The organism is Sphingomonas eleionomae (genome assembly GCF_049889035.1).
Taxonomy (GTDB): Bacteria; Pseudomonadota; Alphaproteobacteria; order Sphingomonadales; family Sphingomonadaceae; genus Sphingomonas.
This window is the reverse complement of the sequence record NZ_JBLTWP010000004.1, coordinates 173,920-195,725: the sequence shown is the minus strand read 5'-3', so window position 1 is coordinate 195,725 and position 21,806 is coordinate 173,920. Positions and strand designations below refer to the sequence as shown.

Annotated in this window: 22 protein-coding genes; 3 read left to right on the top strand and 19 right to left on the bottom strand. The window is 67.2% G+C overall.

Annotated features, from left to right (window positions below; translation table 11 throughout):
- Nucleotides 1-62: 62 nt before the first annotated feature.
- From tatC to rarD, 11 genes are all read right to left on the bottom strand, one after another.
- Nucleotides 63-827, bottom strand: coding sequence for a twin-arginine translocase subunit TatC (gene tatC / locus ACNI3Q_RS12135; RefSeq protein ID WP_260020259.1), 765 nt, complete (start codon nucleotides 825-827; stop codon nucleotides 63-65).
- Complete coding sequence (gene tatB / locus ACNI3Q_RS12130) at nucleotides 824-1,270, bottom strand: Sec-independent protein translocase protein TatB (RefSeq protein ID WP_426277028.1); 447 nt, start codon at nucleotides 1,268-1,270, stop codon at nucleotides 824-826. The genes tatC and tatB overlap by 4 nt, the downstream gene beginning before the upstream one ends.
- A gap of 59 nt (nucleotides 1,271-1,329) precedes the next feature.
- Complete coding sequence (locus tag ACNI3Q_RS12125; RefSeq protein WP_426277026.1) at nucleotides 1,330-1,563, bottom strand: twin-arginine translocase TatA/TatE family subunit; 234 nt, start codon at nucleotides 1,561-1,563, stop codon at nucleotides 1,330-1,332.
- Nucleotides 1,564-1,594: 31 nt separating this feature from the next.
- The gene (gene scpB / locus ACNI3Q_RS12120) at nucleotides 1,595-2,185 is read right to left on the bottom strand and encodes an SMC-Scp complex subunit ScpB (RefSeq protein WP_426277024.1); all 591 of its coding nucleotides are present in this window, start codon (nucleotides 2,183-2,185) and stop codon (nucleotides 1,595-1,597) included.
- Nucleotides 2,172-2,915 carry a segregation and condensation protein A gene (locus ACNI3Q_RS12115; protein WP_426277022.1) on the bottom strand — a complete coding sequence of 248 codons (744 nt, stop codon included), beginning with the start codon at nucleotides 2,913-2,915 and terminating at the stop codon, nucleotides 2,172-2,174. The genes scpB and ACNI3Q_RS12115 overlap by 14 nt, the downstream gene beginning before the upstream one ends.
- A 170-nt stretch (nucleotides 2,916-3,085) precedes the next feature.
- Nucleotides 3,086-4,210, bottom strand: a complete 1,125-nt coding sequence (locus ACNI3Q_RS12110; protein WP_426277020.1) for a pyridoxal phosphate-dependent aminotransferase — start codon at nucleotides 4,208-4,210, stop codon at nucleotides 3,086-3,088.
- 29 nt (nucleotides 4,211-4,239) lie between these two features.
- A complete protein-coding gene (locus ACNI3Q_RS12105; RefSeq protein ID WP_260020265.1) occupies nucleotides 4,240-5,064 on the bottom strand; it encodes a sulfite exporter TauE/SafE family protein in 825 nt (274 codons plus the stop codon).
- Between the two features lie 251 nt (nucleotides 5,065-5,315).
- On the bottom strand, nucleotides 5,316-6,323 hold the full coding sequence (locus ACNI3Q_RS12100; protein WP_426277018.1) for a glycoside hydrolase family 3 N-terminal domain-containing protein: 1,008 nt from the start codon (nucleotides 6,321-6,323) through the stop codon (nucleotides 5,316-5,318).
- A gap of 44 nt (nucleotides 6,324-6,367) precedes the next feature.
- Complete coding sequence (locus ACNI3Q_RS12095; protein ID WP_426277016.1) at nucleotides 6,368-7,090, bottom strand: SPOR domain-containing protein; 723 nt, start codon at nucleotides 7,088-7,090, stop codon at nucleotides 6,368-6,370.
- Nucleotides 7,090-8,814 carry an arginine--tRNA ligase gene (gene argS / locus ACNI3Q_RS12090; RefSeq protein ID WP_426277014.1) on the bottom strand — a complete coding sequence of 575 codons (1,725 nt, stop codon included), beginning with the start codon at nucleotides 8,812-8,814 and terminating at the stop codon, nucleotides 7,090-7,092. Before argS ends, ACNI3Q_RS12095 begins: the two co-directional genes overlap by 1 nt.
- 81 nt (nucleotides 8,815-8,895) lie before the next feature.
- Entirely contained in the window at nucleotides 8,896-9,810 is a 915-nt protein-coding gene (gene rarD, locus ACNI3Q_RS12085) for an EamA family transporter RarD (RefSeq protein WP_426277012.1), read from the bottom strand.
- Between the two features lie 146 nt (nucleotides 9,811-9,956).
- Here rarD and ACNI3Q_RS12080 point away from each other — a divergent pair, with 146 nt between their 5' ends.
- Entirely contained in the window at nucleotides 9,957-10,412 is a 456-nt protein-coding gene (locus ACNI3Q_RS12080; RefSeq protein ID WP_426277010.1) for an META domain-containing protein, read from the top strand.
- Here the strand turns inward: ACNI3Q_RS12080 and ACNI3Q_RS12075 are convergent.
- From ACNI3Q_RS12075 to ACNI3Q_RS12065, 3 genes are all read right to left on the bottom strand, one after another.
- Nucleotides 10,409-11,566, bottom strand: coding sequence for a DUF1501 domain-containing protein (locus tag ACNI3Q_RS12075; protein WP_426277009.1), 1,158 nt, complete (start codon nucleotides 11,564-11,566; stop codon nucleotides 10,409-10,411). The genes ACNI3Q_RS12080 and ACNI3Q_RS12075 overlap by 4 nt on opposite strands.
- Nucleotides 11,567-11,569: 3 nt before the next feature.
- Nucleotides 11,570-13,207 carry a DUF1800 domain-containing protein gene (locus ACNI3Q_RS12070; RefSeq protein WP_426277007.1) on the bottom strand — a complete coding sequence of 546 codons (1,638 nt, stop codon included), beginning with the start codon at nucleotides 13,205-13,207 and terminating at the stop codon, nucleotides 11,570-11,572.
- A gap of 122 nt (nucleotides 13,208-13,329) precedes the next feature.
- Nucleotides 13,330-14,640 carry a hemolysin family protein gene (locus tag ACNI3Q_RS12065; protein ID WP_426277005.1) on the bottom strand — a complete coding sequence of 437 codons (1,311 nt, stop codon included), beginning with the start codon at nucleotides 14,638-14,640 and terminating at the stop codon, nucleotides 13,330-13,332.
- Between the two features lie 161 nt (nucleotides 14,641-14,801).
- Here ACNI3Q_RS12065 and ACNI3Q_RS12060 point away from each other — a divergent pair, with 161 nt between their 5' ends.
- Entirely contained in the window at nucleotides 14,802-15,482 is a 681-nt protein-coding gene (locus ACNI3Q_RS12060) for a YiaD family glycine zipper/OmpA-like lipoprotein (RefSeq protein ID WP_260020274.1), read from the top strand.
- A gap of 94 nt (nucleotides 15,483-15,576) precedes the next feature.
- On the opposite strand, the gene ACNI3Q_RS12055 is transcribed toward ACNI3Q_RS12060, so the two are convergent.
- Entirely contained in the window at nucleotides 15,577-16,026 is a 450-nt protein-coding gene (locus tag ACNI3Q_RS12055; RefSeq protein WP_426277003.1) for a nucleoside deaminase, read from the bottom strand.
- Nucleotides 16,027-16,139: 113 nt separating this feature from the next.
- On the opposite strand from ACNI3Q_RS12055, the gene rpmB reads away from it, so the two are divergent.
- Nucleotides 16,140-16,436, top strand: coding sequence for a 50S ribosomal protein L28 (gene rpmB / locus ACNI3Q_RS12050; RefSeq protein ID WP_260020276.1), 297 nt, complete (start codon nucleotides 16,140-16,142; stop codon nucleotides 16,434-16,436).
- Nucleotides 16,437-16,500: 64 nt separating this feature from the next.
- Here rpmB and ACNI3Q_RS12045 read toward each other — a convergent pair whose 3' ends face one another.
- The 4 genes from ACNI3Q_RS12045 to ACNI3Q_RS12030 form a co-directional block, all read right to left on the bottom strand.
- A complete protein-coding gene (locus ACNI3Q_RS12045) occupies nucleotides 16,501-17,505 on the bottom strand; it encodes an esterase-like activity of phytase family protein (RefSeq protein WP_426277001.1) in 1,005 nt (334 codons plus the stop codon).
- A 261-nt stretch (nucleotides 17,506-17,766) separates the two neighbouring features.
- The gene (phbB, locus tag ACNI3Q_RS12040) at nucleotides 17,767-18,489 is read right to left on the bottom strand and encodes an acetoacetyl-CoA reductase (protein WP_426276999.1); all 723 of its coding nucleotides are present in this window, start codon (nucleotides 18,487-18,489) and stop codon (nucleotides 17,767-17,769) included.
- A 31-nt stretch (nucleotides 18,490-18,520) separates the two neighbouring features.
- The gene (gene hemH / locus ACNI3Q_RS12035; protein WP_426276997.1) at nucleotides 18,521-19,528 is read right to left on the bottom strand and encodes a ferrochelatase; all 1,008 of its coding nucleotides are present in this window, start codon (nucleotides 19,526-19,528) and stop codon (nucleotides 18,521-18,523) included.
- Nucleotides 19,525-21,771 (bottom strand): xanthine dehydrogenase family protein molybdopterin-binding subunit, encoded by a 2,247-nt coding sequence (locus ACNI3Q_RS12030; RefSeq protein ID WP_426276994.1) that lies wholly within the window; start codon nucleotides 21,769-21,771, stop codon nucleotides 19,525-19,527. Before ACNI3Q_RS12030 ends, hemH begins: the two co-directional genes overlap by 4 nt.
- Nucleotides 21,772-21,806 lie beyond the last annotated feature (35 nt).

Genomic DNA, 21,806 nt, shown 5'->3' with positions numbered 1-21,806 from the left:
TGGGGTCGTGGGAAACCACGGCCCCATTTTTTTGTCGGCTTGTTGCGTGAACTGGGGCGGCTTCAGCCCTCTACCGCAGTATCCTCGCGCTTGCGGCGCTTCTCGGTGAACCAGATGCCGATGATCGCCAGCTCGTACAGAATGACCAGCGGCACGGCCAGCAACAGCTGCGATCCCACATCCGGGGGGGTCAGCACGGCCGAGATCGCAAACGCTCCGACGATCGCATAACGCCGCGCGCTTTTCAGCTGCGCCCGCGTGATCAGGCCCGCCGCCTCCAGCAGCATCAGCAGCACCGGCAGCAGGAACGCCAGGCCAAAGGCGAACAGGAACTGCATCACGAAATCAAGGTAGTTGCCGACGGATGGCAGCGCCTCCTGCGTCACCCCGCCGCCCAGATCGCCCTCCATGCCCAGCAGAAAGGTGAGCGCGACCGGAATGGCGATGAAATAGGCGAGGCAGGCCCCCATGGTGAACAGCACCGGCGTCGCCAGCAAAAAGGGCAGCAGCGCCTTCTTCTCCCGCCGGTACAGGCCGGGAGCGACGAATTGCCACAACTGGTTGGCGATCACCGGAAAGGACAGCATCAGCGCGGCAAAGAATGCCACCTTCACCTTCACCAGGAACGCCTCGAAAATCTGGGTATAGATCAGCTTGTTCTGCCCCGCATCGGCCAGCGGCTGAACCAGGACGCCAAAAATCGGCTTGGCAAAGGTGAAGCCGATGAAAAAGAAGATCACCAGCGCGATCACGCTGAACAGCAGGCGTCGGCGAAGCTCGATCAGATGGTCGAGCAGCGGTGCCTGGCTATCGTCAATCTCGTTCACGGGCGGGGGGCATCCGGTACGGGCGGAACGGCGGGGGCCGGTTGATCGGTTGATGCCGGGTCGCCTGCGTCCGGCGTGCTATCGACGATATCGGGCCGGGGCGTCTGCAATGCAGGCGCATCGGCATAGGGGTCGACAACCGGCGCGGCCGCTGCCGTGGCCGTCCCGTCGGCTTCCGGCCGATGGGGGGCGGGCAATGCGTCGACGGACGGAAATTCCCGCATGATCCGGGCATTTTCCTCTGCCCATTTCTTTTCCATCTCGGCCAGCTCGGCCTCGCGCACCATGTTGTCGAAACCGGCACGGAACTGCCGCGTCACCGCACGCGCCTTGCCGACCCACTGGCCGACGAACCGCATCGCCTTTGGCAGATCCTTGGGGCCGATCACCAGCAGCGCAACGATCGCCACCAGCATCAATTCCGTCGGTGCGACGTCAAACATGGCAGCGCAATCCGCCGATCGTCCAGCGCATGGCGTTCGTCGTCCCGGTCAGCGAGAAATCAGCGTGCGTCGCGGGCGCGGTCGGCGTCGCGGTCCAGGGTCGGGTCAACCCGTTGTCCCTCGATCCGGGTCGGCTCTGCGTCCGGCTTGCTGTCGTCCTCGGCCATGCCCTTCTTGAAATTCTTGATGCCCTTGGCAACGTCGCCCATCATGTTGGAAAAGCGGCTGCCGCCAAACAACAGGATGACCAGCACGGCAACGACCAGCCAGTGCATCAGGCTCATACCACCCATCGGAAAATCTCCTCGAATCCGCCCCTTGCATCTAGGCGTCTTCGTCGGGCTTTTCCACCTCAAGCTGCTCAAAGGCGAGATCGACCGGATCGAGCAGTCCTGCGGCCCGCAAATCGTCGATACCGGGCAAGTCGCGGCGGCTGGACAGGCCGAAATGCGTCAGAAACGCCGGCGTCGTGGCATAGGTCAGCGGCCGGCCCGGCACCTCTCGCCGGCCGGCGGGGCGGATCCATCCGGCCTGCATCAGCACGTCGATCGTTCCCTTGCTGATCTGAACGCCGCGAATCGCCTCGATCTCCGCGCGGGTCACCGGCTCGTGATAGGCGATGATGGCCAGCGTCTCGATACCCGCCCGGCTCAGCTTGCGCGGCTCTTCCCGGTCGCGGCGCAGGAAATGGGCCAGGTCGCCCGCCGTCTCGAAATGCCACCGGTCGCCGCGCCGGACCAGCACGACGCCCCGCCCGGCATAATCGCCAGTCAGCCGGTCGATCGCGCCGCGCACATCGGTGTCCGGCCCGACATGGGCCGCGATCTCCGCAATCGTCATCGGCGCGGATGACGCAAACAGCACCGCCTCCACCGCGCGCTTCGCCTCGTCGGCCACGGGCTCATCCGGCTGCATCGGCAGCCCTGACGTACAGCGGGGCGAACGGCGATTGCTGGCGCAGCGCCACCCGCCCCTGCCGCGCCAGCTCAAGCGCGGCGACAAAGCTGGATGCAAGCGCCGACCGGCGATACCCCGCATCGACCGCTTCGGGCAGGAAACTGTCCAGCGTTGCCCAGTCGATCCGCGCCCCGACCAGCGCGGACACCCGCTCCAGCGCAGTTTCCAGCGTCATCACCGGGCGGCGGGCAACCACATGCAGCACCGGGCGGCTGCGCGCGCTGACCCGGCCATAGGCAGCGATCAGGTCATAGATTTCCGCCTGCCACACCGCATGGCGCACGGTGCGCAGCCCCTCCGGCGCGCCGCGTGCGAACACGTCGCGGCCCAGACGGTCGCGCGCCATCAGCCGGGCGCCCGCCTCCCGCATCGCGTTCAGCCGCTCCAGCCGTAACGTCAGGCGCAGCGCAAGTTCTTCGGGACTGGGCTCCACATCGGGATCGCGCGGCAGCAACAGGCCGGATTTCAGATAGGCGAGCCAGGCCGCCATCACCAGGTAATCGGCCGCAACCTCCAGCTTCAGCGCGCGCGCCTCGGCGATAAAGGCCAGATACTGATCGACCAGCGCCAGGATCGAAATCTGGCGCAGATCGACCTTCTGCGTCCGGGCAAGCGCCAGCAACAGGTCGAGCGGCCCTTCCCACCCGTCCACGTCCACGGTCAGCGTATCGGCTTCCCCCTCGCCCATCCCGTCATATCAGCAGGGGATGGGCGATTTGTCATCCCCGGCTTTTGCAATTCCGCCGCATGGGGCCGGGGCACACCGTTCGCCGCAACCGGAAACGGAAACGGGCCGGGCGCCCCCACGCCCGACCCGTCCCCTCCAACGCCCCCCGCTCAAATGGGGACGTATCGCCCTTACGCCTGCATGATCTGCGGCAGGGCAGAGGCATAGCGTTCCACATCTTCGATCTTGCCGCAACTGACCCGCGACCATTCGGTCCATTTGCCATAGGCGCCGCGGATCATGATCTGGCGGTCGGCCATCGCGGTGCGCAGCTTATTGGCGTCGGGCACCTTCACGAACACGAAATTGGTCTGCGACGGCAGGGCGGTCAGCCCGGCCTTCTTCACCGCGGCCTCGATCATCTGGCGGCCCTCGGTCACCTTTGCCTTGGAATAGGTGGTGAAGGCCGTGTCGTTGAACGATGCGATGGCGGCGGCCAGTCCGGCGGTATTGCCGCCCATGCTCATTTCATAACCGCGCACTTCCTGAACCACCTTGGGCGATGCGATGGCATAGCCGATGCGCAGCCCGGCCAGGCCATAGATCTTGGAAAAGGTGCGAACGACGATGACGTTCTCGCCCTTTTTCACCAGGTCGACGACGCTGTTCTGCTCCGGGAAATCGAGCAGTTCGTTATACGCCTCGTCCACCAGGACCGTCGCCTGGGGCGATACCTTGGCGATGAACGCGCGCAGCTTGGCATTGTCGATCAGCACGCCCGTCGGATTGTTGGGGTTGCAGATATGGACCATCTTGACGTCCGGCGTCATCGCGGCGGCCATGGCATCCAGATCGGTGTCCAGCATCGCGGTCAGGGGCACGCGGATCACCTTTGCGCCCTTGCGCTCGGCATAGCCGACCGTCGTGTCCCAGAACAGTTCGGGGGCCAGAATCGACCCCTTGTCCTTCCATGCCAGCGCGGTGGCCGACAGCACCTCGGTCGATCCGCTGCCCAGCAACACCATGTCCGGGGTGACGGCAAACTTTTCCGCGATCATCGCGGTCAGCCGTTGGGCACCCCCCTCGGCATAATAGCATCCCTTGGACGACCAGTCGTACATCGCCTTCAGCGCGCTGGGCGCGGGACCATAGGGGTTTTCGTTGCGCGACAGCAGCGCCACGCCATCGCCCGGCCCGAATAGCGGCGGTTCGGCGGCGCTGGCGGCAAAGACAGAGGTGGAATTGCCGGCCGCCGCGATCAGCGGGGCAGCGGAGGCGGCGCGGATCAGCGACCGCCGGGACAAGGTCATCGTCATCGTCTGAACTCCTCGATCAGCCATGCTGTTCACAGCACGTGCATTCCGTTGCGGATCATGATTGCGCCGACAAACACCAGATACAGGCCAAAGATGCGGCGCAGCATCTCGGGGCTAAGGCGATGGGCGGCCGCGGCCCCCCATGGCGCGGAAAAGATCGACGTGGCGGTGATCGCCGCCGCCGCGGGCAGGTTGACATAACCCAGCGAGCCAAAGGGCAGGCCGGGCATGTTCCAGCCGATGATCGAAAACCCGATCACGCCGGGCAACGCGATGATGAACCCGATGCCGGATGCGGTCGCGATCGCACGGTGGATCGACTTGCCGCACAACGTCATCACGATGATCGCAATGGTGCCGCCGCCGATGCCGAGCAGCGAGGAAAAGGCGCCAAGGCCGCCGGCAATCCCCACCTTTGCCGCGCCGCCGGGCAGCGCCTGCGCCACCTGACGCCCGGCAAACATCGGGAACAGGAAATGGACGGCCATGATCATCATGCCGCCGCCAAAGATGATGGCCAGGCCGCCGCCCGGCACCCGGGCCGCCAGCACGACCCCCGCGCCAACGCCAAGCACGATCCACGGCGCCCAGCTTTTCAGCATGTCGAAATCCACCGCGCCGCGCTTGGCGTGCGCCTGGACCGACCGGATGGAGGTGACGACGATGGTGGCCAGCGACGTGCCGATGGCGACATGCGCGATCTCGTTCGGTGCCGTGCCCAACAGCGGCAGCACCAGGAACAGCGCCGGCACGACGACGAAGCCGCCGCCGATGCCGAAAATGCCCGCGGCAAACCCGGCGAGCAGGCCAGCGGCCAGCATGGCCAGAATGGTGATCAGCAGGTCAGCAGTCATGCACGCACCCCGTGTGCGAGGCGCGCCGAACCAATCCGAACAAATAACCCGCGTGACATGGGACGCCCTTTCAAAAGGGTGAAAACCAGGTCTCTCCGATCCTGCCTGTCCGAGGCGCCCTGTACGGGCTGTCACGCGGTGGCGAGGTTTATCGTGGGTTCCTCTTTCGCGCCGGGGATCCGGCGGGCGGCGCGCTGCGAATCACGCCGCGTCCGAACCCTAGCAGCGTCTTGCAACGCGGCAAGGGTTGTTCATGCAATTGAAAGCAACGCGTCACGTTTCCCGATCAGTGTTGCAAAATCGTCGGGCTGTGTCCCGGACCGGCGCTGGCGCATCGCCCGGTCCAGTCGGTCCAGCGTCACCTGCGGGGCATCGCCGATGCTGGCGGCGATATCCTCCATCTCCGCCATCCGCGCCCAGCAATCCAGAACCACGTCGCATCCGGCCGCAATGGCGCCCGCCGCCTTCTGTCCCGCCGTGCCGGACAGGGCCTTCATGTCGATATCGTCCGTCATCAACAGGCCGTCAAAGCCGATCCGCCTGCGGATCACATCCCCGATGACGACCGGCGACAGCGTGGCTGGCCGTTCTGCATCCCATGTCTTGAACAGAATGTGCGACGTCATGCCCATCGGCGCATCGGCCAGTGCGCGGAACGGCTGCAGATCCTGTTCCAGCGCCGCTTCGTCCGCGTCCACCGTCGGCATGTCGTAATGACTGTCCACCCGGGCGCGGCCATGGCCCGGCATATGCTTCACCACCCCGACCACCCCGGCGCGCGCCAGCCCGTCCAGCACCGCGCGGCCCATCGCCGCCACGCGCATCGGATCATGGCCATAGGCGCGCTCGGCAATGGCGGGCGTGGTGTCGGGATGACAGACATCCAGCAGCGGCAGGCAATCGACGGTGATGCCGACCTCGGCCAGCATCGCGCCGATCGCCTGCGCGTTGATCCGCGCGGCCTCGATGGCGGTGGCGGGGGCGATGTCGTACAGCGCATCGAACCGGGGACCGGCGGGAAAGGCGGGCCATTCCGGCGGCCCCATCCGCGCCACCCGGCCGCCCTCCTGATCGATCAGGATCGGCAGGTCGTCCCGCCCCGACAGGTCGCGCAGCGAATCGGTCAGCGCGCGCAGCTGCGCACGGTCCACCACGTTCCGGCGGAACAGGATGTACCCGACGGGATCGGCCTCACTGAAAAATGCGCGTTCGTCGGGGGTGATCGCTGGGCCGGACAGGCCATAGATGACGGGCTTCATGCCCTTCGCCTAGCTCAAGCGGATGGCTTGGGAAACCGCCCCGCTCAATCCGCCGCGACGAAACAGCTTTCGCCCGCGACCTTCAGCCGCTGGCACAGCTCGCGCGCCTGCATCGCGCTGCCCGCATTGACGCGCAGGCGGCTGACCGACCGGCCATTCACCTCGGCCGACTGCACCGACTTGCCCAGCGGGGCCAGCCAGGGAAAGCGGCGGCTGAGCGCGGACCATGCCTGATCGGCGGCCACGCTGGTCGGATAGGCGCCAAGCTGGACGACCGATCCGCCGCCACCGCTGCTCGCTGCGGCCGGGGCGGCCGTGCTCGGCAGCAGGGGCTTTGCCTTTTCCGGAACGGGCGCGGCCACCTTGGGCGCGCCGGCTGCCTTGGGCGCGGGCGCACTGGGCACCACCTTGCCCGCAACCGGAGTTTCCATCGTCCGGGACAGATCGACCGAGGCATTGGTGACGGCCCCTTCGGTCGCGGCATAGACGCTGTCGCCCTCGCCCGCCATCTTCATGCCGCCCGGATCGGTCGGCTTGACCTTGTAATCGCCCTGCGGAGCCGCAATCAGCGATCCGTCCCCGTCGCCGCCGGACGGGCGCGACATCATCGAATAGGCAAAGCCGAGCGCGGCCAGCAGCACGATGCCGGCAACGACCAACAGGCCGATGCGCGACCAGCCGGATCGCGCCTCGTCGAAATCCTGCGCACTTTCCAGCCAGGGCAGCTTTTCGCCGTCCTCGAACCCGTCAATGCGTCTGTCGGTCATCACCCCATCTCCGTCACGGCCGCGACACCCATAATCGACAGACCGTTTCGAATTACTTGCCCGATGGCATCGCCCAGCGCCAGCCGCGCCCGTGTCAGGTCGGGACGGTCGGCAATGACGAAGCGGCGGGCGGGATCATCATTGCCCGCATTGTACAGCGAATGAAATTCCGCTGCCAGATCATACAGATAAAACGCGATCCGGTGCGGTTCGCGTGCCGCGGCAGCCCCCTCTACCACCCGCGGGAACTGCGCCGCCAGCTTGACCAGCGACAGCTCGTCCGTCCCAAGCAGGGACAGATCGGCCGGTCCGTCGGCGATTCCCGCCTCTGCCGCGCGCCGTTTCATCGAATGAACCCGGGCATGGGCATAGTTGACGTAGAACACCGGATTGTCCTTCGACGCCTCGACCACCTTGGCGAAATCAAAGTCCATCTGCGCGTCCGCCTTGCGGGTCAGCATGGTAAAGCGGACGACATCCTTGCCCACTTCGCGCACGACATCGGCCAGGGTCACGAAATTGCCCGCCCGCTTCGACATCTTCACTGGTTCGCCGCCGCGCAGCAGGCGCACCATCTGCACCAGCTTCACGTCGAACCGCGTCTTGCCCTCGGTCAGCGCGGCGACGGCGGCCTGGATGCGCTTGACCGTGCCGGCATGGTCCGCGCCCCAGATGTCGATCAGCTGATCGGCCGATTGCGCCTTCTGGAAGTGATAGGCCATGTCGGCCCCGAAATAGGTCCAGCTGCCGTTCGATTTCTTGATCGGCCGGTCCTGATCGTCGCCAAACCTGGTCGCGCGGAACAGGGGCAGCTCGACGGGCTCCCAATCCTCGGGCGTCTCGCCCTTCGGCGCTTCCAGCACACCGTCATAGACAAGGTCGCGCTCGCGCAGCCATGCCTCGGCCTCTTCGGGCTTGCCCGCCGCCTGCAATTCCGCCTCGGACGAAAACAGGTCGTGATGGATGCCGAGCAGCGCCAGATCGGCCCGGATCATCACCAGCATCGCCGCGACGGCGCGGGTGCGGAACAGCGCCAGCCATTCGCCCTCTTCCGCGCCGACGAACCGGTCGCCATATTCCGCCGCCAGTTCAGCGCCCACGGGCTTCAGATAATCGCCCGGATACAGCCCCTCGGGGATCTCGATCGTCTCGCCCAGCGCCTCGCGATAGCGCAGATGCGCCGACCGGGCGAGCACGTCGACCTGCCCGCCCGCATCGTTGACATAATATTCGCGGATCACCTGGTGCCCGGCAAATTCCAAGAGCGACGCCAGCGCATCGCCGACCACCGCGCCCCGGCAATGGCCCATGTGCATCGGCCCGGTGGGGTTGGCAGAGACATATTCGATGTTGACGGTGACGCCCTGTCCGCTGGTCGACCGGCCATAACCGTCGCCCTGCCCGGCAATGTCGGTCATCTCGCCGCGCCACACATCGTCGATCAGGGTCAGGTTGATGAAACCCGGCCCGGCGACCGAAACCGCCGCAACCGTATCCAGCGCATTCAGCTTGCCGGCAATCGCTTCGGCCAGCACACGCGGATTGGTGCCGGCGGGCTTGGCCAGCACCATCGCGGCGTTGGTCGCCAGATCGCCATGGCTGGCGTCGCGGGGCGGCTCGACCGTGATCGACCGGCGCTCCAGCCCGGCGGGCAGCACGCCATCGGCCTCTAGCGCATCCAGCGCGGCGTTCAGATGGGCGGCGAAACGGACATAAAGCGACATTGCAGTTTCCAAGCGGTTGGATCAGCGCGGCGCTTAGACCAAGCGCGGATCAAGGGCAAAGGGGGGCAGCGGGCGCGGGCGTCAGCCCGCAACGACCGCGCGTCGTCGGCTGCCGATCCAGCTGTTGCCGGCGAACAGGACCAGGCCCGCCCAGATCAGCGAAAAGCAGATCAGGTGCGCCGTCGTCATCACCTCTCCGAACACGCTGATCGCCAGCACGAACTGCATCGTCGGGGCCAGATACTGGATCAGGCCAAGCACGGTCAGCGGCAGTCGGCGGGCAGCGGCGGCAAACAGCAGCAGCGGCACCGCAGTGATCGCGCCCGCCGTGAGCAACAACGTGGTCGTCGTCGCATCGCTGCCCAGCGCAACGCCGCCATGGCCTGCCTGCCAGAGCATCCAGCCCGCGGCAAAGGGCGTCAGGATCGCGGTTTCGATGCCCAGCCCCTCCAGCGATTCAACGGGGGCAAGCTTTCGCACCAGGCCATAAAATCCGAAGGAAAAGGCAAGCGCCAGGCTGATCCACAGCGCAGCGCCCGCACCGCTGGCCAGCACCGCCACCCCCGCGGCAGCCAGCGCGATCGCCGCGCCCTGCACCCGGTTCAGCCGCTCGCCAAGCAAGGTCACGCCCAACAGGACGTTGACCAGCGGATTGAGGAAATAGCCCAGGCTGGCGGCCAGCACCTGATGATGCTGAACCGCCCAGATATAGACCAGCCAGTTGACCGAAATCAGCGCCGCGCTGGCCATCAGCATGGCGATCGTCCGCCCATTGGTCAGCACGGACCGCAGCTTTTCCCACCGGCCAAGCATCAGGATGATCGCGCCCAGCAGCACGACCGACCCCAGGATGCGCATGGCGACCACTTCCCACGCGGTCACATGGGCCAGAAACGCGAAGTAAAGCGGCAACAGCCCCCACAGGGCATAGGCGCCGAACGCCTGGGTCAGCCCCTTGCGGCACAATGGTTCGGCAGGGGCGACGGCGGGTTCCACCCCCGCGATCTAGGGGCGATGCTGCGCCGCGTCAAAACAGCTGTGGTTTGGGCGCGCATGGCAGTGCTTGCCGCCGGGTCCCGGCCGTCTATCTGTGATCCTGTCCGAACCGGCGGGGCGATTCCCGTCCTGGCAGGAGAGCCGCCATGCGTCCGACCCATTCGATCGCGGTTGCCGCACTGATGCTGGCCGCGTGCCAGCCAATGCCGAATGCGCCCGGCCCGCTGGGCAAGGAGAACGAGATGAGCCAGCCCCCGCTCGGCAACACGCGTTGGCAACTGGTCGAATTCCAGTCGCCGAACGATCGCATCGGCACGATCCGGCCCGCCGCGCCGGAGCGATATGCCCTGACCTTTCAAGCCGATGGCTCGCTGGCGATGCAGCTCGATTGCAATCGGGGCACGGGCCAGTGGCGCACCAACGGGTCATCGCTGACGATCATGCGCGGCGCAACCACACGGGCAATGTGCCCACCCGGCAGCTGGGACATGCTGCTCGCCCGCGACCTTGGCAATGTCCGGTCCTATGTCGTGCGCGACGGCGACCTGTATCTTGCCCTGATGGCCGATGGCGGCATCTATCGCTGGCGGCGGCTCCCCTAGGCGCGGATCAGCCCCTGCACATCGGCGCTGCGCGGCAAGGACGGGAACAGCGTCGCGGCCACCCGTTCCCGGTCCAGCGCGAAATGCTGGGCCACCGCGCTGGCGATCAGCGCGTCCAGCCCCAGCGTGGGGCGCAGGTCCCGCTGCTCCAGCAGCTTGGCAGGAGCAAGGCCGGGCCAGTCGGCAACGATCCGCCCGCCCTTCACCGCGCCGCCGATCAGCATCGCCATCGCGCCCGTGCCGTGATCGGTCCCCTGCGTGCCATTGACCTTGACCGTCCGGCCAAACTCGGTCGCAACCAGCACCAGCGTGCTGGCCCAGTGTTCGCCTAGGCCGGTACGCAGCGCGCCGATCATCGCATCCAGCCCGCGCAGCTGCCCGGTCAGGCGGCCGCGCTGGCCGGCATGGGTATCCCATCCGCCGGTTTCGATCATCGCGACCCGTTCGCCCGCTGGCGCGGCCAGCATCCGGGCGGCCAGCGCCCCGGTCGCGGCGGCATTGCGCCCCGCCTCTGCGGCCAGATCGCCGGCCAGCATCCGCGTGGCATTCGCCTGCTGCCACAGGGCGTGCAGTTGCGCATCGCTTTCATACAGCGCGCCGACCCGCGCCAGCAGGTCGTCCGACGCGTCGGGCAGGTTCGACGGGGCATAGGATGCGACCTCCACCGGCCCGCGCAGCGCGACGGGGACGGTGGCGGCGATGGCAATCGCCTTTGCATCGGTGCGCGGCAACAGGGTGAGCAGCCGGTTCAGCCAGCCATCCTTCACCGCATAGGCAGCGGCCCCGCCCGTCTCCAGCACGTTCTGACCATCGAAATGCGACCGCTCGCGATAGGGAGAGGCGACGGCATGGGCGAACAACGCCTCGCCCTTGCCATACAGGGCGGATGTCTCGGCCAGCGCCGGATGCAGCGCGAACAGCCCGCCCAGGGTCGGGGCGCTGGCGAAATCCTCGGCCAGCACGCCGCGCGCCGCAGCGAATGCCGGGTCGCCGGTGGGGGCCAGGATGCCCAGCGAATCGGCGGCACCGCGCTGGATGATGAACACGAACCGCCGGTCGGTGGCGGGCGCGGCCATCACCATGCCGGGCGCGGCAAAGGTCAGCAGGGTGGCCGGTCCGGCGGCGGCCAGCAGGGCGCGACGGGAAAGCGTCATCGTCTATCTCCGCATCATTTCGGGGGAGGCGAGCAGCAGCGCCAGCGCCTGGGTGCCATCCTCGGCGCGGGCAATCGCCTGGCTGGTGGCCGTGCCCAGCGTGTCGGGGAACAGTTTCGGGGCCAGCGCGCGGGCATCGGCCGCCCGGCCCATCCGCATCGCCAGCCGCTCCGCCGCCTCGACCCGGCGCATCACGGCATCCGGCGCGGCCCAGCTGGCGGCGATGTCATCGAACCCGGCGGGCGATCCGGGTCGCCACACCGGCTGGCCCAGCTGGCCCAGCAGGCCGACCGTCGCAAACCGTGGGGCCTCCTCGACATCCAGCGCGCGCAGGGCGGCGATGTTCCATTCCCATGGCGTGCGGAACTTCACCGGTTCGGGCACCCATGCCTCCGGCGAATCGATGATCGCGCGGTACAGCGTCGGCAAATCGCCATCGGATGCCAGAAACGCCTTTTCCAGCCGCGCGACCATGGCGGGTGGCGGCGTGTCGCCTGCGAAATGCCGGGTCAGCTTGGTGGCGATATGCCGCGCGGTCATCAGATGGACGGCCAGCACGTCCAGCACCGCCAGCGCCTGCTCCTCCCCGCCATCGGGATAGGTCCGGCCCAGAATGGTGCGCGCGCCCGGCTGATGCATCTGCGGCACGAACTGGAACGCGCCGTCACTGGCATCGGCCTGTCCCGCCAGCCGCCGGGCGATCTGGCCCCGGCCGAATCCCGCCGCCGTCCATCCGGTCAGCGCGCGAGCGAATTCGGTCACGTCGTTCTGGCTATACCCGCCCTTCACGCCCAGCGTGTGCAGCTCCAGAATCTCGCGCGCCAGATTTTCATTGAGGCCCAGCTGCCGCCGCCGCGCCCGCTGGCCCAGCACGCTGTCCGGGCCGACCGACTGCGCCTGATCCAGAAACATCAGCATCGCCGGATGCCGCGTCGATGCGCGCAACATGTCGCGGAACGTGCCCATCACGTGCGGACGGATCGCCTCGAACTCCATCGGCCCGGCCAGGCCAAAGACCGCCGGCTTGTCGGTGGAAACCGCGAAATGATTGGACCAGAAATGAACCAGCCGCTCGACGAAGGGCGTATCCGTGGCCACGGCAGCCTGAACGCGCGCGGCAACAGCGACAGCATAAAGTTCACGCCCCCGCTCCCGAACAAACTGCTGCACCCGCTGTTCCAGACCGCCCATCGGGTTCTGCTGTCCCGGCGGTATCGCGGCCATGCTGTCCATGCCCAGCCCAGCCATCGCCTGCCCGGCCATGTCCGGCATCGCAGGATCACGCCCGTCCATTTCCGACATCGGGCCGGCCATGGGGGCATTCGCGCCCTGCCGCATCATCCGGCGGCGTGCGCGGCGCTGGTCCTGGGGAGATCCCTGTCCGCCGGGCGGCTGAGGCGGCTGATCGCCATTCTGATTGCGGGCCCTGCCCGGCTGCACGCCCTCTCCCATCAGCTGTTGGCGATAGTCGATCACGGAGCGCGCAACCGCCTCGCTGCCCGGCACTGATGCCAGCACGGCAGGACGCGGCTCGAACCGGTCAAGCTGACGGATCAGCCAATGCCGGGCATCGCCGCCGTCCGACCGGTCGGGCCGGGCGCCCAGCCCAAATCGGTTTTCGGCAATCTGAAGACTGGCCATCGGCGCTATCCCTTATCCTCTCGGTCCGGGGATAACGCCTGTCTGTCGCAAAACTGTCCCAGCCAGAGGGATGGCTCAACGCTTCACCGCTGCGACAAACCGTCTGGTCGCCGTGCAGGGGTTCAGTCGCGCGCGACCCGACTGACCAGCAGCTTGTCGATCTTGCGTCCGTCCAGATCGACGATCTCGAACCGCCAGCCCTGTTCGCGGAACACTTCGCCCTCGTCCGGCAGGTGCTTCAGCACTGCCAGCGCCAGTCCCGCCACGGTGGCGAAATCGCGATCTTCGGGCAGGTCGATGCCGATGCGGTCGGCCAACAGGTCGGCCGGCGCCTGTCCCGCGACCAGCAGCGATCCGTCCTCGCGCTCGACGATCATCGCGCCCTCGCCCGGCTCTGCATCCGACGCAAATTCGCCCGCGATCGCGGCCAGCAGGTTGGCCGGGGTCACGATCCCTTCGAAATGCCCATATTCGTCATGGACGAACCCCACCGGCACATCCGCACGGCGCAGCATCTCCAGCGCGTCCATCGCATCCAGCTGATCCGGCAGCACCGCCGCCTGCCGCATCAGCGCACGCAGGTTCAGCGGCTCGCCCGCGACCATCGCTGCCACGATGTCGCGCGCCTGCACGACGCCCAGCACGCTGTCGATCGATCCGTCCGCCACCGGCAACCGGGTGTGCGGCGTTTCGCGCAGCCGCTCGCGCAGCGCCGCCTCGTCCAGCCCGGCGTCCAGCCAGTCCACTTCGGTGCGCGGGGTCATCACCTCGCGCACCGGCCGGTCGGCCAGGCGCACGACGCCGGAGATGATGGAGCGTTCATGCTCCTCGATCACGCCGGACTTGGTCGCTTCCGACACGATCAGGTGCAGCTCCTCTGCCGTCACCCGGTTTTCCGATTCGCGATCCAGGCCAATCAGGCGAAAGACCAGCACGCTGGACGCATCCAGCAGCCACACGATTGGCGCCGTTGCCACCGCCAGCCAGCGCATGGGCAGCGCGACCCAGATCGCGATCCGTTCGGGTGAACGCAGCGCAAACTGCTTGGGCACCAGTTCGCCCACGATCAGCGATGCGTATGTGGTGATGCCGATCACCACGCTGAACCCCAGCGTCTGCGCCAGTTCGGCATCGAGGCCCAGCATCTCGATCCGCTTCGCCACCGGCCCGCCCAGGCTGGCGCCCGAATAGGCACCGGCAACAATGCCGATCAGGGTGATGCCGATCTGAACGGTCGACAGGAACTTGCCGGGATTTTCGGACAGCTCGATCGCGGCGACCGCGCCCCTGCTACCCCCCTTGGCCAGTCCGTCCAGCCGGGCGCGACGTGCCGACACGATCGCCAGTTCCGACATGGCGAACACGCCGTTCAGCGCCACCAGCGCCAGGATGATGACGACGTCGAGCCAGGGAAATGGGGGAAGCGGTTCCATCTGCGTGATGACGCCTTAGCCGGAACGCCCCCCGCTTCACAATGGGTTCAGCGAAACAGTCCGATGCGCTTGCGGAACAACTGGCAATTTTTGCGGTTGTAGGGTGGAATGAACGCCCCCGGCGTCCAGATGGGGCAAAGACGTAAAACGGAGGAACACAGATGAAGACTGCACAAAAGATCATGATGGCCGGTGCCGTTGCCGCGATGGCGGTGACCAGCGCCTGCGTCACCGATCCGGTGACCGGCGAAAAGCGGATTTCCAAGACCGCGATCGGCGGCCTGGGCGGCGCGCTGGGCGGCTATCTGCTGGGCGACATCGTCGGCGGCCGCAACGATCGCACGGCCAAGATCATCGGCGCGGGCATTGGCGGCATCGCCGGTGCAGGCATCGGCAATTACATGGACCGGCAGGAGCGCGAGCTGCGCCAGCGCACGGCCGGCACCGATATCGAGGTGACGCGCCAGGGCGACGACCTGCTGCTCAACATGCCGTCGGGCATCACCTTTGCCACCGACAGCGCCAGCATCCAGCCGCAGTTCCGCACCACGCTGGATCAGGTCGCGCAGGTGCTGGCCGATTACAACCAGACCTATGTCGATGTGTATGGCCACACCGATTCGACCGGCAGCGACAGCTATAACCTGACCCTGTCGCAGCGGCGCGCCGACGCGGTTGCCGATTATCTGTCGACCCGCGGCGTGGCCCGCGCCCGCATGGGCACCCGCGGCTTCGGCGAAACGCAGCCCGTGGCCGACAACACGACCGAGGCCGGCCGCGCGGAAAACCGCCGCGTCGAAATCAAGGTCGTGCCGATCAGCCAGAACGAACTGGCCCGCTGATCCCTTACCGGACTGGCGTTACGCGAAAGGGCGGGGCAGCGATGCCTCGCCCTTTTCCGTTTCGTGCCGCAGCGATGCGCCGAATCGGTGCGGCCTAGCGGCGCTGCCCGAAAAAATCGCGCAGCAGCGCGCCCGCCGCATCCGCGCCAATCCCGCCATAGACATCCGGCCGGTGGTGACAGGTCGGCTGCGCAAAAAATCGCGGGCCATGATCCACGGCGCCGCCCTTTTCATCCGATGCCCCGAAATACAGCCGGGCGATGCGGGCATGGGCGATGGCGCCAGCGCACATCGCGCACGGTTCCAGCGTCACCCACAGGTCGCAATCCTCCAGCCGATCCCGGCCCAGCACGCGCGCAGCCTCGCGAATCGCCAGGATTTCGGCGTGCGCCGTGGGATCGTGCATCCGGCGCGGGGCATTGGCGGCGGTCGCGATCACCTGTCCGTCCCGGACGATCACGGCCCCAACCGGCACCTCCCCGACCGCCGCTGCGGCGCGCGCCGCCTCGATTGCGGCAAGCATCGGGGATGGCAGGGGAAACATGGCGCTGCTATGCGGCGCGTCATGGCCGGGTGCAAGCCAGCGGTTGACGCCCCGGCGCTTTTCCAGTAGCGGCACCGACTTTCCGGGCAACCCCGAAATCAGGATTGAACATCATGTCGCGCATTTGCGAGCTGACCGGCAAGGGCCGGCAGGTGGGCCACAATGTTTCCCACGCCAACAACAAGACCAAGCGCACGTTCCTGCCGAACCTGCAGAACGTCACGCTGATCTCCGACGCGCTGGAGCGTTCGGTGCGTCTGCGCGTGTCGACCCATGGTCTGCGTTCGGTCGAACATAATGGCGGCCTGGACAACTGGCTGCTGAAGACCGGCGACGATTCGCTGTCGCTGCGTGCCCGCCGCCTGAAGCGCGATGTGGCCCGCAAGCTGGCTGGCAAGGCGAGCGCCTGATCCTTTCGATCCGCCGGATGCGTTCAGCGTGTCCGGCCACGATCCATGCAACAGGCCGGGCGGGTCATTCCGCGCCGGCCTTTCGCATGTGCAGGCGAAACTTCATCAACAGGCTCTGCTGCAGGATCGACTGATTGTCGTCGGATGCGATCCACAGGATCACGTCCTTCCCCTCCCGCGTGACCGCCAGCGCCTCGTAATTCTCGACGCGCGTACCCTCGCCGAACTCGGCAATGGTGCGAACCGGAGCAGTCCCGTCCGGCACGATGGTCGCGCGGTCGATGATGCCCAGCCTGACGCGCCAGCGATAGGGCATGTCGAACCGCCGCAGCACCACGATCAGGTTGCCGTCCGGCAGCTCCGCCGCGTCGGTGACGCGGTACCGGTCCTCTGTCCGATAGCGCAGCGGAACGGCCTTTACGCCGGGCTGGGTCGGATCGCGGGCAAACAGGAACGCCGGAAAATGGTCCGGCACGCCCCAGATCGGATCTTCGCCCAGCACCAGGAACCGGCCATCCGCAAAGCGGACCATCGCCTCAGCCCCGCGGTTCAGCTCCCATCGGCGCATTGCCTTTGGCCGGACATGCGCATCGGAACGGACCGGCCCCGGTCCGGGGACATAGCGCCAGATGGCATTCTTGCGTTCATACGCGACCCAGATCCGGCCGGTTGCCGGATCGGCGGTCATCGCCTCGGTATCGCGGTCTTCCTTCAACCAGCCACCGCCCGGCCCGTCGGTCAGGTCGCCAAAGGCCGGCTTGCCCGGACGGCCGAACACCGGCATCGAAAACCGCATCCAGTTGCCGCCGTCGCTCAGCAGCAGAAAGTTGCGCCCGTCGGTCGTCATGGCGGAAAAACCGCCAAAGGCGGGATCGAAACTGGCCATCGCCATGCCGCCCAGATAGGTGAGCGGGCCAAGATCGCGCCGCTCCGGCTGATCCGGGTACAGCGCCACCTCGGTGAACGTCACCTGCGGGTCCGGCCCGTACAGGGGCAGCTTGTCCAGTCCGGCATAGCCGGGCGTCACGAACAGCATGGCGGCAAGGACGATGGGAACGGGGATGCGCACGCTCCCCCATACCCATTCATGCGGCACTGCACACTGACAAAGTCGATGCCGCTGCGCCCCCGCCGGACGATGCTCCCCGGGATGAACGCCAGATGAATTGGGTGTTCAGGAACCGATCAGCGGCAATCCGCGATGGCGTTGCATACCGGATGGCCGCTTGTTGCGTATCGCGGCCGCCAAATCCGATTTGTCCTCCGGTAGCGTAGCGAGGATCGCGGCCGACCGGCATTCAGCCGGTCGGCCGCCCATCCCGGCAAAGCCTCAATACATATGCTGACCGCCGTTGATCGACAGGGTCGATCCGGTGACGAACCCTGCCTCGTCGGAACACAGGAACGCAACGCCGCGCGCGATTTCCGTCGCCTGGCCCAGACGGCCGACCGGGATTTTGGCCACGATCTTTTCCAGAACCTCGGCGGGGACGGCTGCGACCATGTCGGTGTCGATATAGCCCGGGGCGATGGCATTCACCGTCACGCCGAACTTCGCCCCTTCCTGCGCCAGCGCCTTGGTAAAGCCGTGGATGCCCGATTTGGCGGCGGCATAGTTCACCTGGCCATATTGCCCGGCCTGGCCGTTGATCGACCCGATATTGACGATCCGGCCCCATTTGCGATCGCGCATCCCGGGAAAGGTCGCCTTGGCCATGTTGAAACAGCCGCCAAGATTGGTGTCGATCACTTCCTTCCACGCCTGATACGTCATCTTCAGCAGCGTGCCGTCCCGCGTGATGCCGGCATTGTTGACGACGATATCGACGGGGCCAAGCGCATCCTCGACCACCTTGACCCCGGCCGTCGTGGCTTCGTGATCGGCGACATCCCATTTGAACGCCTGGATGCCGGTCCGCTCGGTAAAGGCGCGTGCGCGTTCGTCATTGCCGGCATAATTCGCGGCAACGGTGATCCCCTGCTCCTTCAGCGCCAGGCTGATCGCCTCGCCGATCCCGCGGGTGCCGCCAGTAACGATTGCCACTCGTGCCATGTGATCCTCTCCTTGTTGTCGCCCGACAGGGTTAAGCCGGTCGCACCCAGCCTTCAAGCTCGCGACCGATCAGCCGTTCCAGCATCGCCATGCCGATCGCGCTGTCGTTCAGGCACGGCAGATAGGCAAAATGGGTGCCGCCTGCCTCGATGAACGATTCGCGCCCCTGCATCGCGACTTCCTCCAGCGTTTCCAGACAGTCGGCGGAAAAGCCGGGGGCAAAAACGACGACCTTCTTCGCGCCCTTGCCCGGCAATTCTTCCAGCGTCTTGTCCGTTGGCGGGCCAAGCCATTCTGCCGGCCCGAATCGCGACTGGAACGCAACGGTCAGCGGCCTGCCCATCGCCTCCGACAACAGGCGCGCGGTCTTCTGGCACTGACAGTGATAGGGGTCGCCCAGCATCAGCGTCCGCTTGGGCATCCCGTGAAAGCTAGCGACGATGGCATCGGGTTCGAAATCCAGCCCGGCCAGCCCCTCGGTCAGGCTGTCCTTCAGTGCGGCGATATAGACGGGATCGTCGTGATAGGGCGGCAGGGTGCGCAGCGCCGGCTGCCACCGCATCCGGCCGAGCTCGCGAAACGCCTCGTCATTCGCCGTCGCCGTCGTCGCCGCGCAATATTGCGGGTAGAGCGGCGCGATCAGGATGCGGTCACACCCGGCATCCTTCATCGCGCGCAGCCGGTCGCCAATCGCGGGCTTGCCGTATCGCATCGCGTAATCGACCGTCACGCCCGGCCCGAACCGGCCTTTCAGCGCATTCGCCTGGGCGCGGGTAATCGCGGCCAGCGGCGACCCGTCATCGGTCCATACCTGCTGATAGGCATGGGCGGACTTGCGCGGCCGCACGTTCAGGATGATGCCGCGCAGGATCGGCTGCCACAGCAGTTGCGGAATTTCGATCACGCGCGGGTCGGACAGGAACTGGCGCAGATAGCGCCTGACCGATGCGGTGTCGGGTGCATCCGGCGTGCCCAGATTGACGACCAGGACGCCGATCCTGGGCGGCACGACGGGCGGATGATCGGGAGGGAGCGTCATTCGTCTGCTGTCCTGAACGGATGCGTCCGCAACCGGTCCCCTCCCAGTGTTGCGAGCGCATTGGCGATGGCGGGGGCGACTGCCGGCACCCCCAATTCGGAAATGCCGCCCGGTTCGGCATCGCTGCGAAGGATCTCCACAGTGATATCCGGACATTCGGACAGCATCGGCAGACGCATCTGGGCAAATCCGCGCACATCCGCAAGGTTTTCCGTAAATCCGGTGCCACCGGCGATGGCGGCGGCCATTCCGGCCAGCATTCCGCCCTCGATCTGCTGCTGCACCAGGTCGGGATGGATCACCCGCCCGCAATCCACGGCGGCGACCAGCCGGTCGACGCGGACGCGCGCGCCCTCCATCCGCGCCTCGGCCAGCACGGCGATGTGCGACCCGGCAAAGCTGTGTGCGGCAATGCCCTGCCCGCTGCCGGGTTCCGCCCCCTGCCATTCGCCGAGCGAGGCGATGGTGGTCAGGCAGCGGGCAAGGCGCGGCGATCCGCCAAGCATCGCGATGCGATAGGAAAGCGGCTCCGTCTGGGCCAGCCGCGCCAGCTCGTCGACGAAACATTCGGTGAAGAACGCGGTATAGCTGTGTGCGCCCGACCGCCAGTATCCGGTGGGCACGCCGATGTCCGCCGGGTGATGATCCACGGCCAGATTGGCGATGCCATAGGGGGTTTCCGCCCCCGCCACTGCCGCGCGGTCGCCAATGCCCGTCGGCATGACCGATCCGGCCGCGCGGGCCAGATAGGGCCGCATCAGCCGGCCCGCCATTTCCCGCCCCGTCGACGGTGCGGCAATCCGCGCGGCCCAGCCGGTGATCGAGCCATTGGCATCTAGCCGAGCCGCCATGCGCGCGGCGGCGGGCGGACGGAACCGGTCCTGCACGCTCTGTTCGGCCCGCGACCAGGTGAGCTGCACCGGCTTTTCCAGCCGCCGGGCCAGGATCGCCGCCTGCGCCGCGACGCGCGTCTCCAGCTTGGCGCCGCACCCGCCCCCGCCCTGCATCGGGTGCAGGATGACCGCCATCGGATCGATCCCGATGGCAGCGGCTGCCGCCTCGCGCGCCAGCGACGGCGCCTGCGTCGCGATCCACAGCGTCAGCCGGCCGTCCTGCCACGCTGCGGTCGCACTGGCCGGTTCCAGCGGCGTATGGACGACTAGGCCGGCACGATAGCTGCCGGTGATGATCCGCGCGCCGCGAAAACTGGCCGACAGGTCGCCGCGCGACACGATACGCTCGCCCGACCCCTCCAGCGCGGCATCCAGCGCGGCGTCGATGCTGTCGGAATTGACGATGCCGCTGTCGGTGCGAAACCGGGGGGCCAGCACGTCCAGCGCCCGTTCCGCCGCCCACCAGCTTGTCCCGACAACAGCGACCCAGTCGGCATAGGTGAACAGGTCGATGACGCCGGGCATCGCCCGCGCGGCCTTTTGCCGGGCACCGATCAGTTCGGTGTCCCCCACCGGCCCACCCCGGACCGAGGCATGGACCATGCCCGGCAGGCGGATATCGCCGGCGAAATTCGCCGATCCGTCCATCTTTGCCGGCATTTCCAGGCGCGGCAGCGGCTGGCCGATCAGCCGCCCGTCCGTATCGTCGCGCAGCGGGGCGGGATCGGGCGGGTCAAACCCCGCCGCAGCCTCGGCAATCTCGCCGAACCGCAGCGTCTTGTCGCCATGGCGGACGGTACCCCCGATGGCGGTGCACTGCCGCCAGTCGACCCCCCAGCGGTCCGCCGCCGCCATCTGCAACAGGCATCGGGCGGCGGCACCGGCGGCGCGAAACTCCGCCTCGAACCGCCGCACCGATGTGGATCCCGCGGTCAGGGTCAGGCCGATGCGGCGCAGCCATTCATCCCGCACCGCGCCGGGCACGCCGGCCAGCCCGTCGCCGAACACGGCATCGGCGGCCATGGCATTGGCCGATTTCGGCCCGTCCGCCACCGGCTCGACCCCGACATAGCGCCAGTCGGCGCCGATCTCGTCGGCCAGCACCATCGACAGGCCGGTCCAGATGCCCTGGCCGAATTCGCCCTGCGGCATCCCGATCGTCACCTGATGATCGCGGCCGACCTTGACCCATCCGGCCAGCTGGACCTCGTTTTCGGCAGCGGCCATCGCATCGGGATAGCGGCGCGGCCACACGCTCCATGCCAGCAACAGCCCGATGCCCGCGCCCCCGCCGATCATCAGCGTCCGCCGGTCGATCGCGGGTCCCCGTTGCTGCGCCTTGCGTGCCATCCGCCCCGCTCTAACCGCCGCCGGGCGGAAGCGCC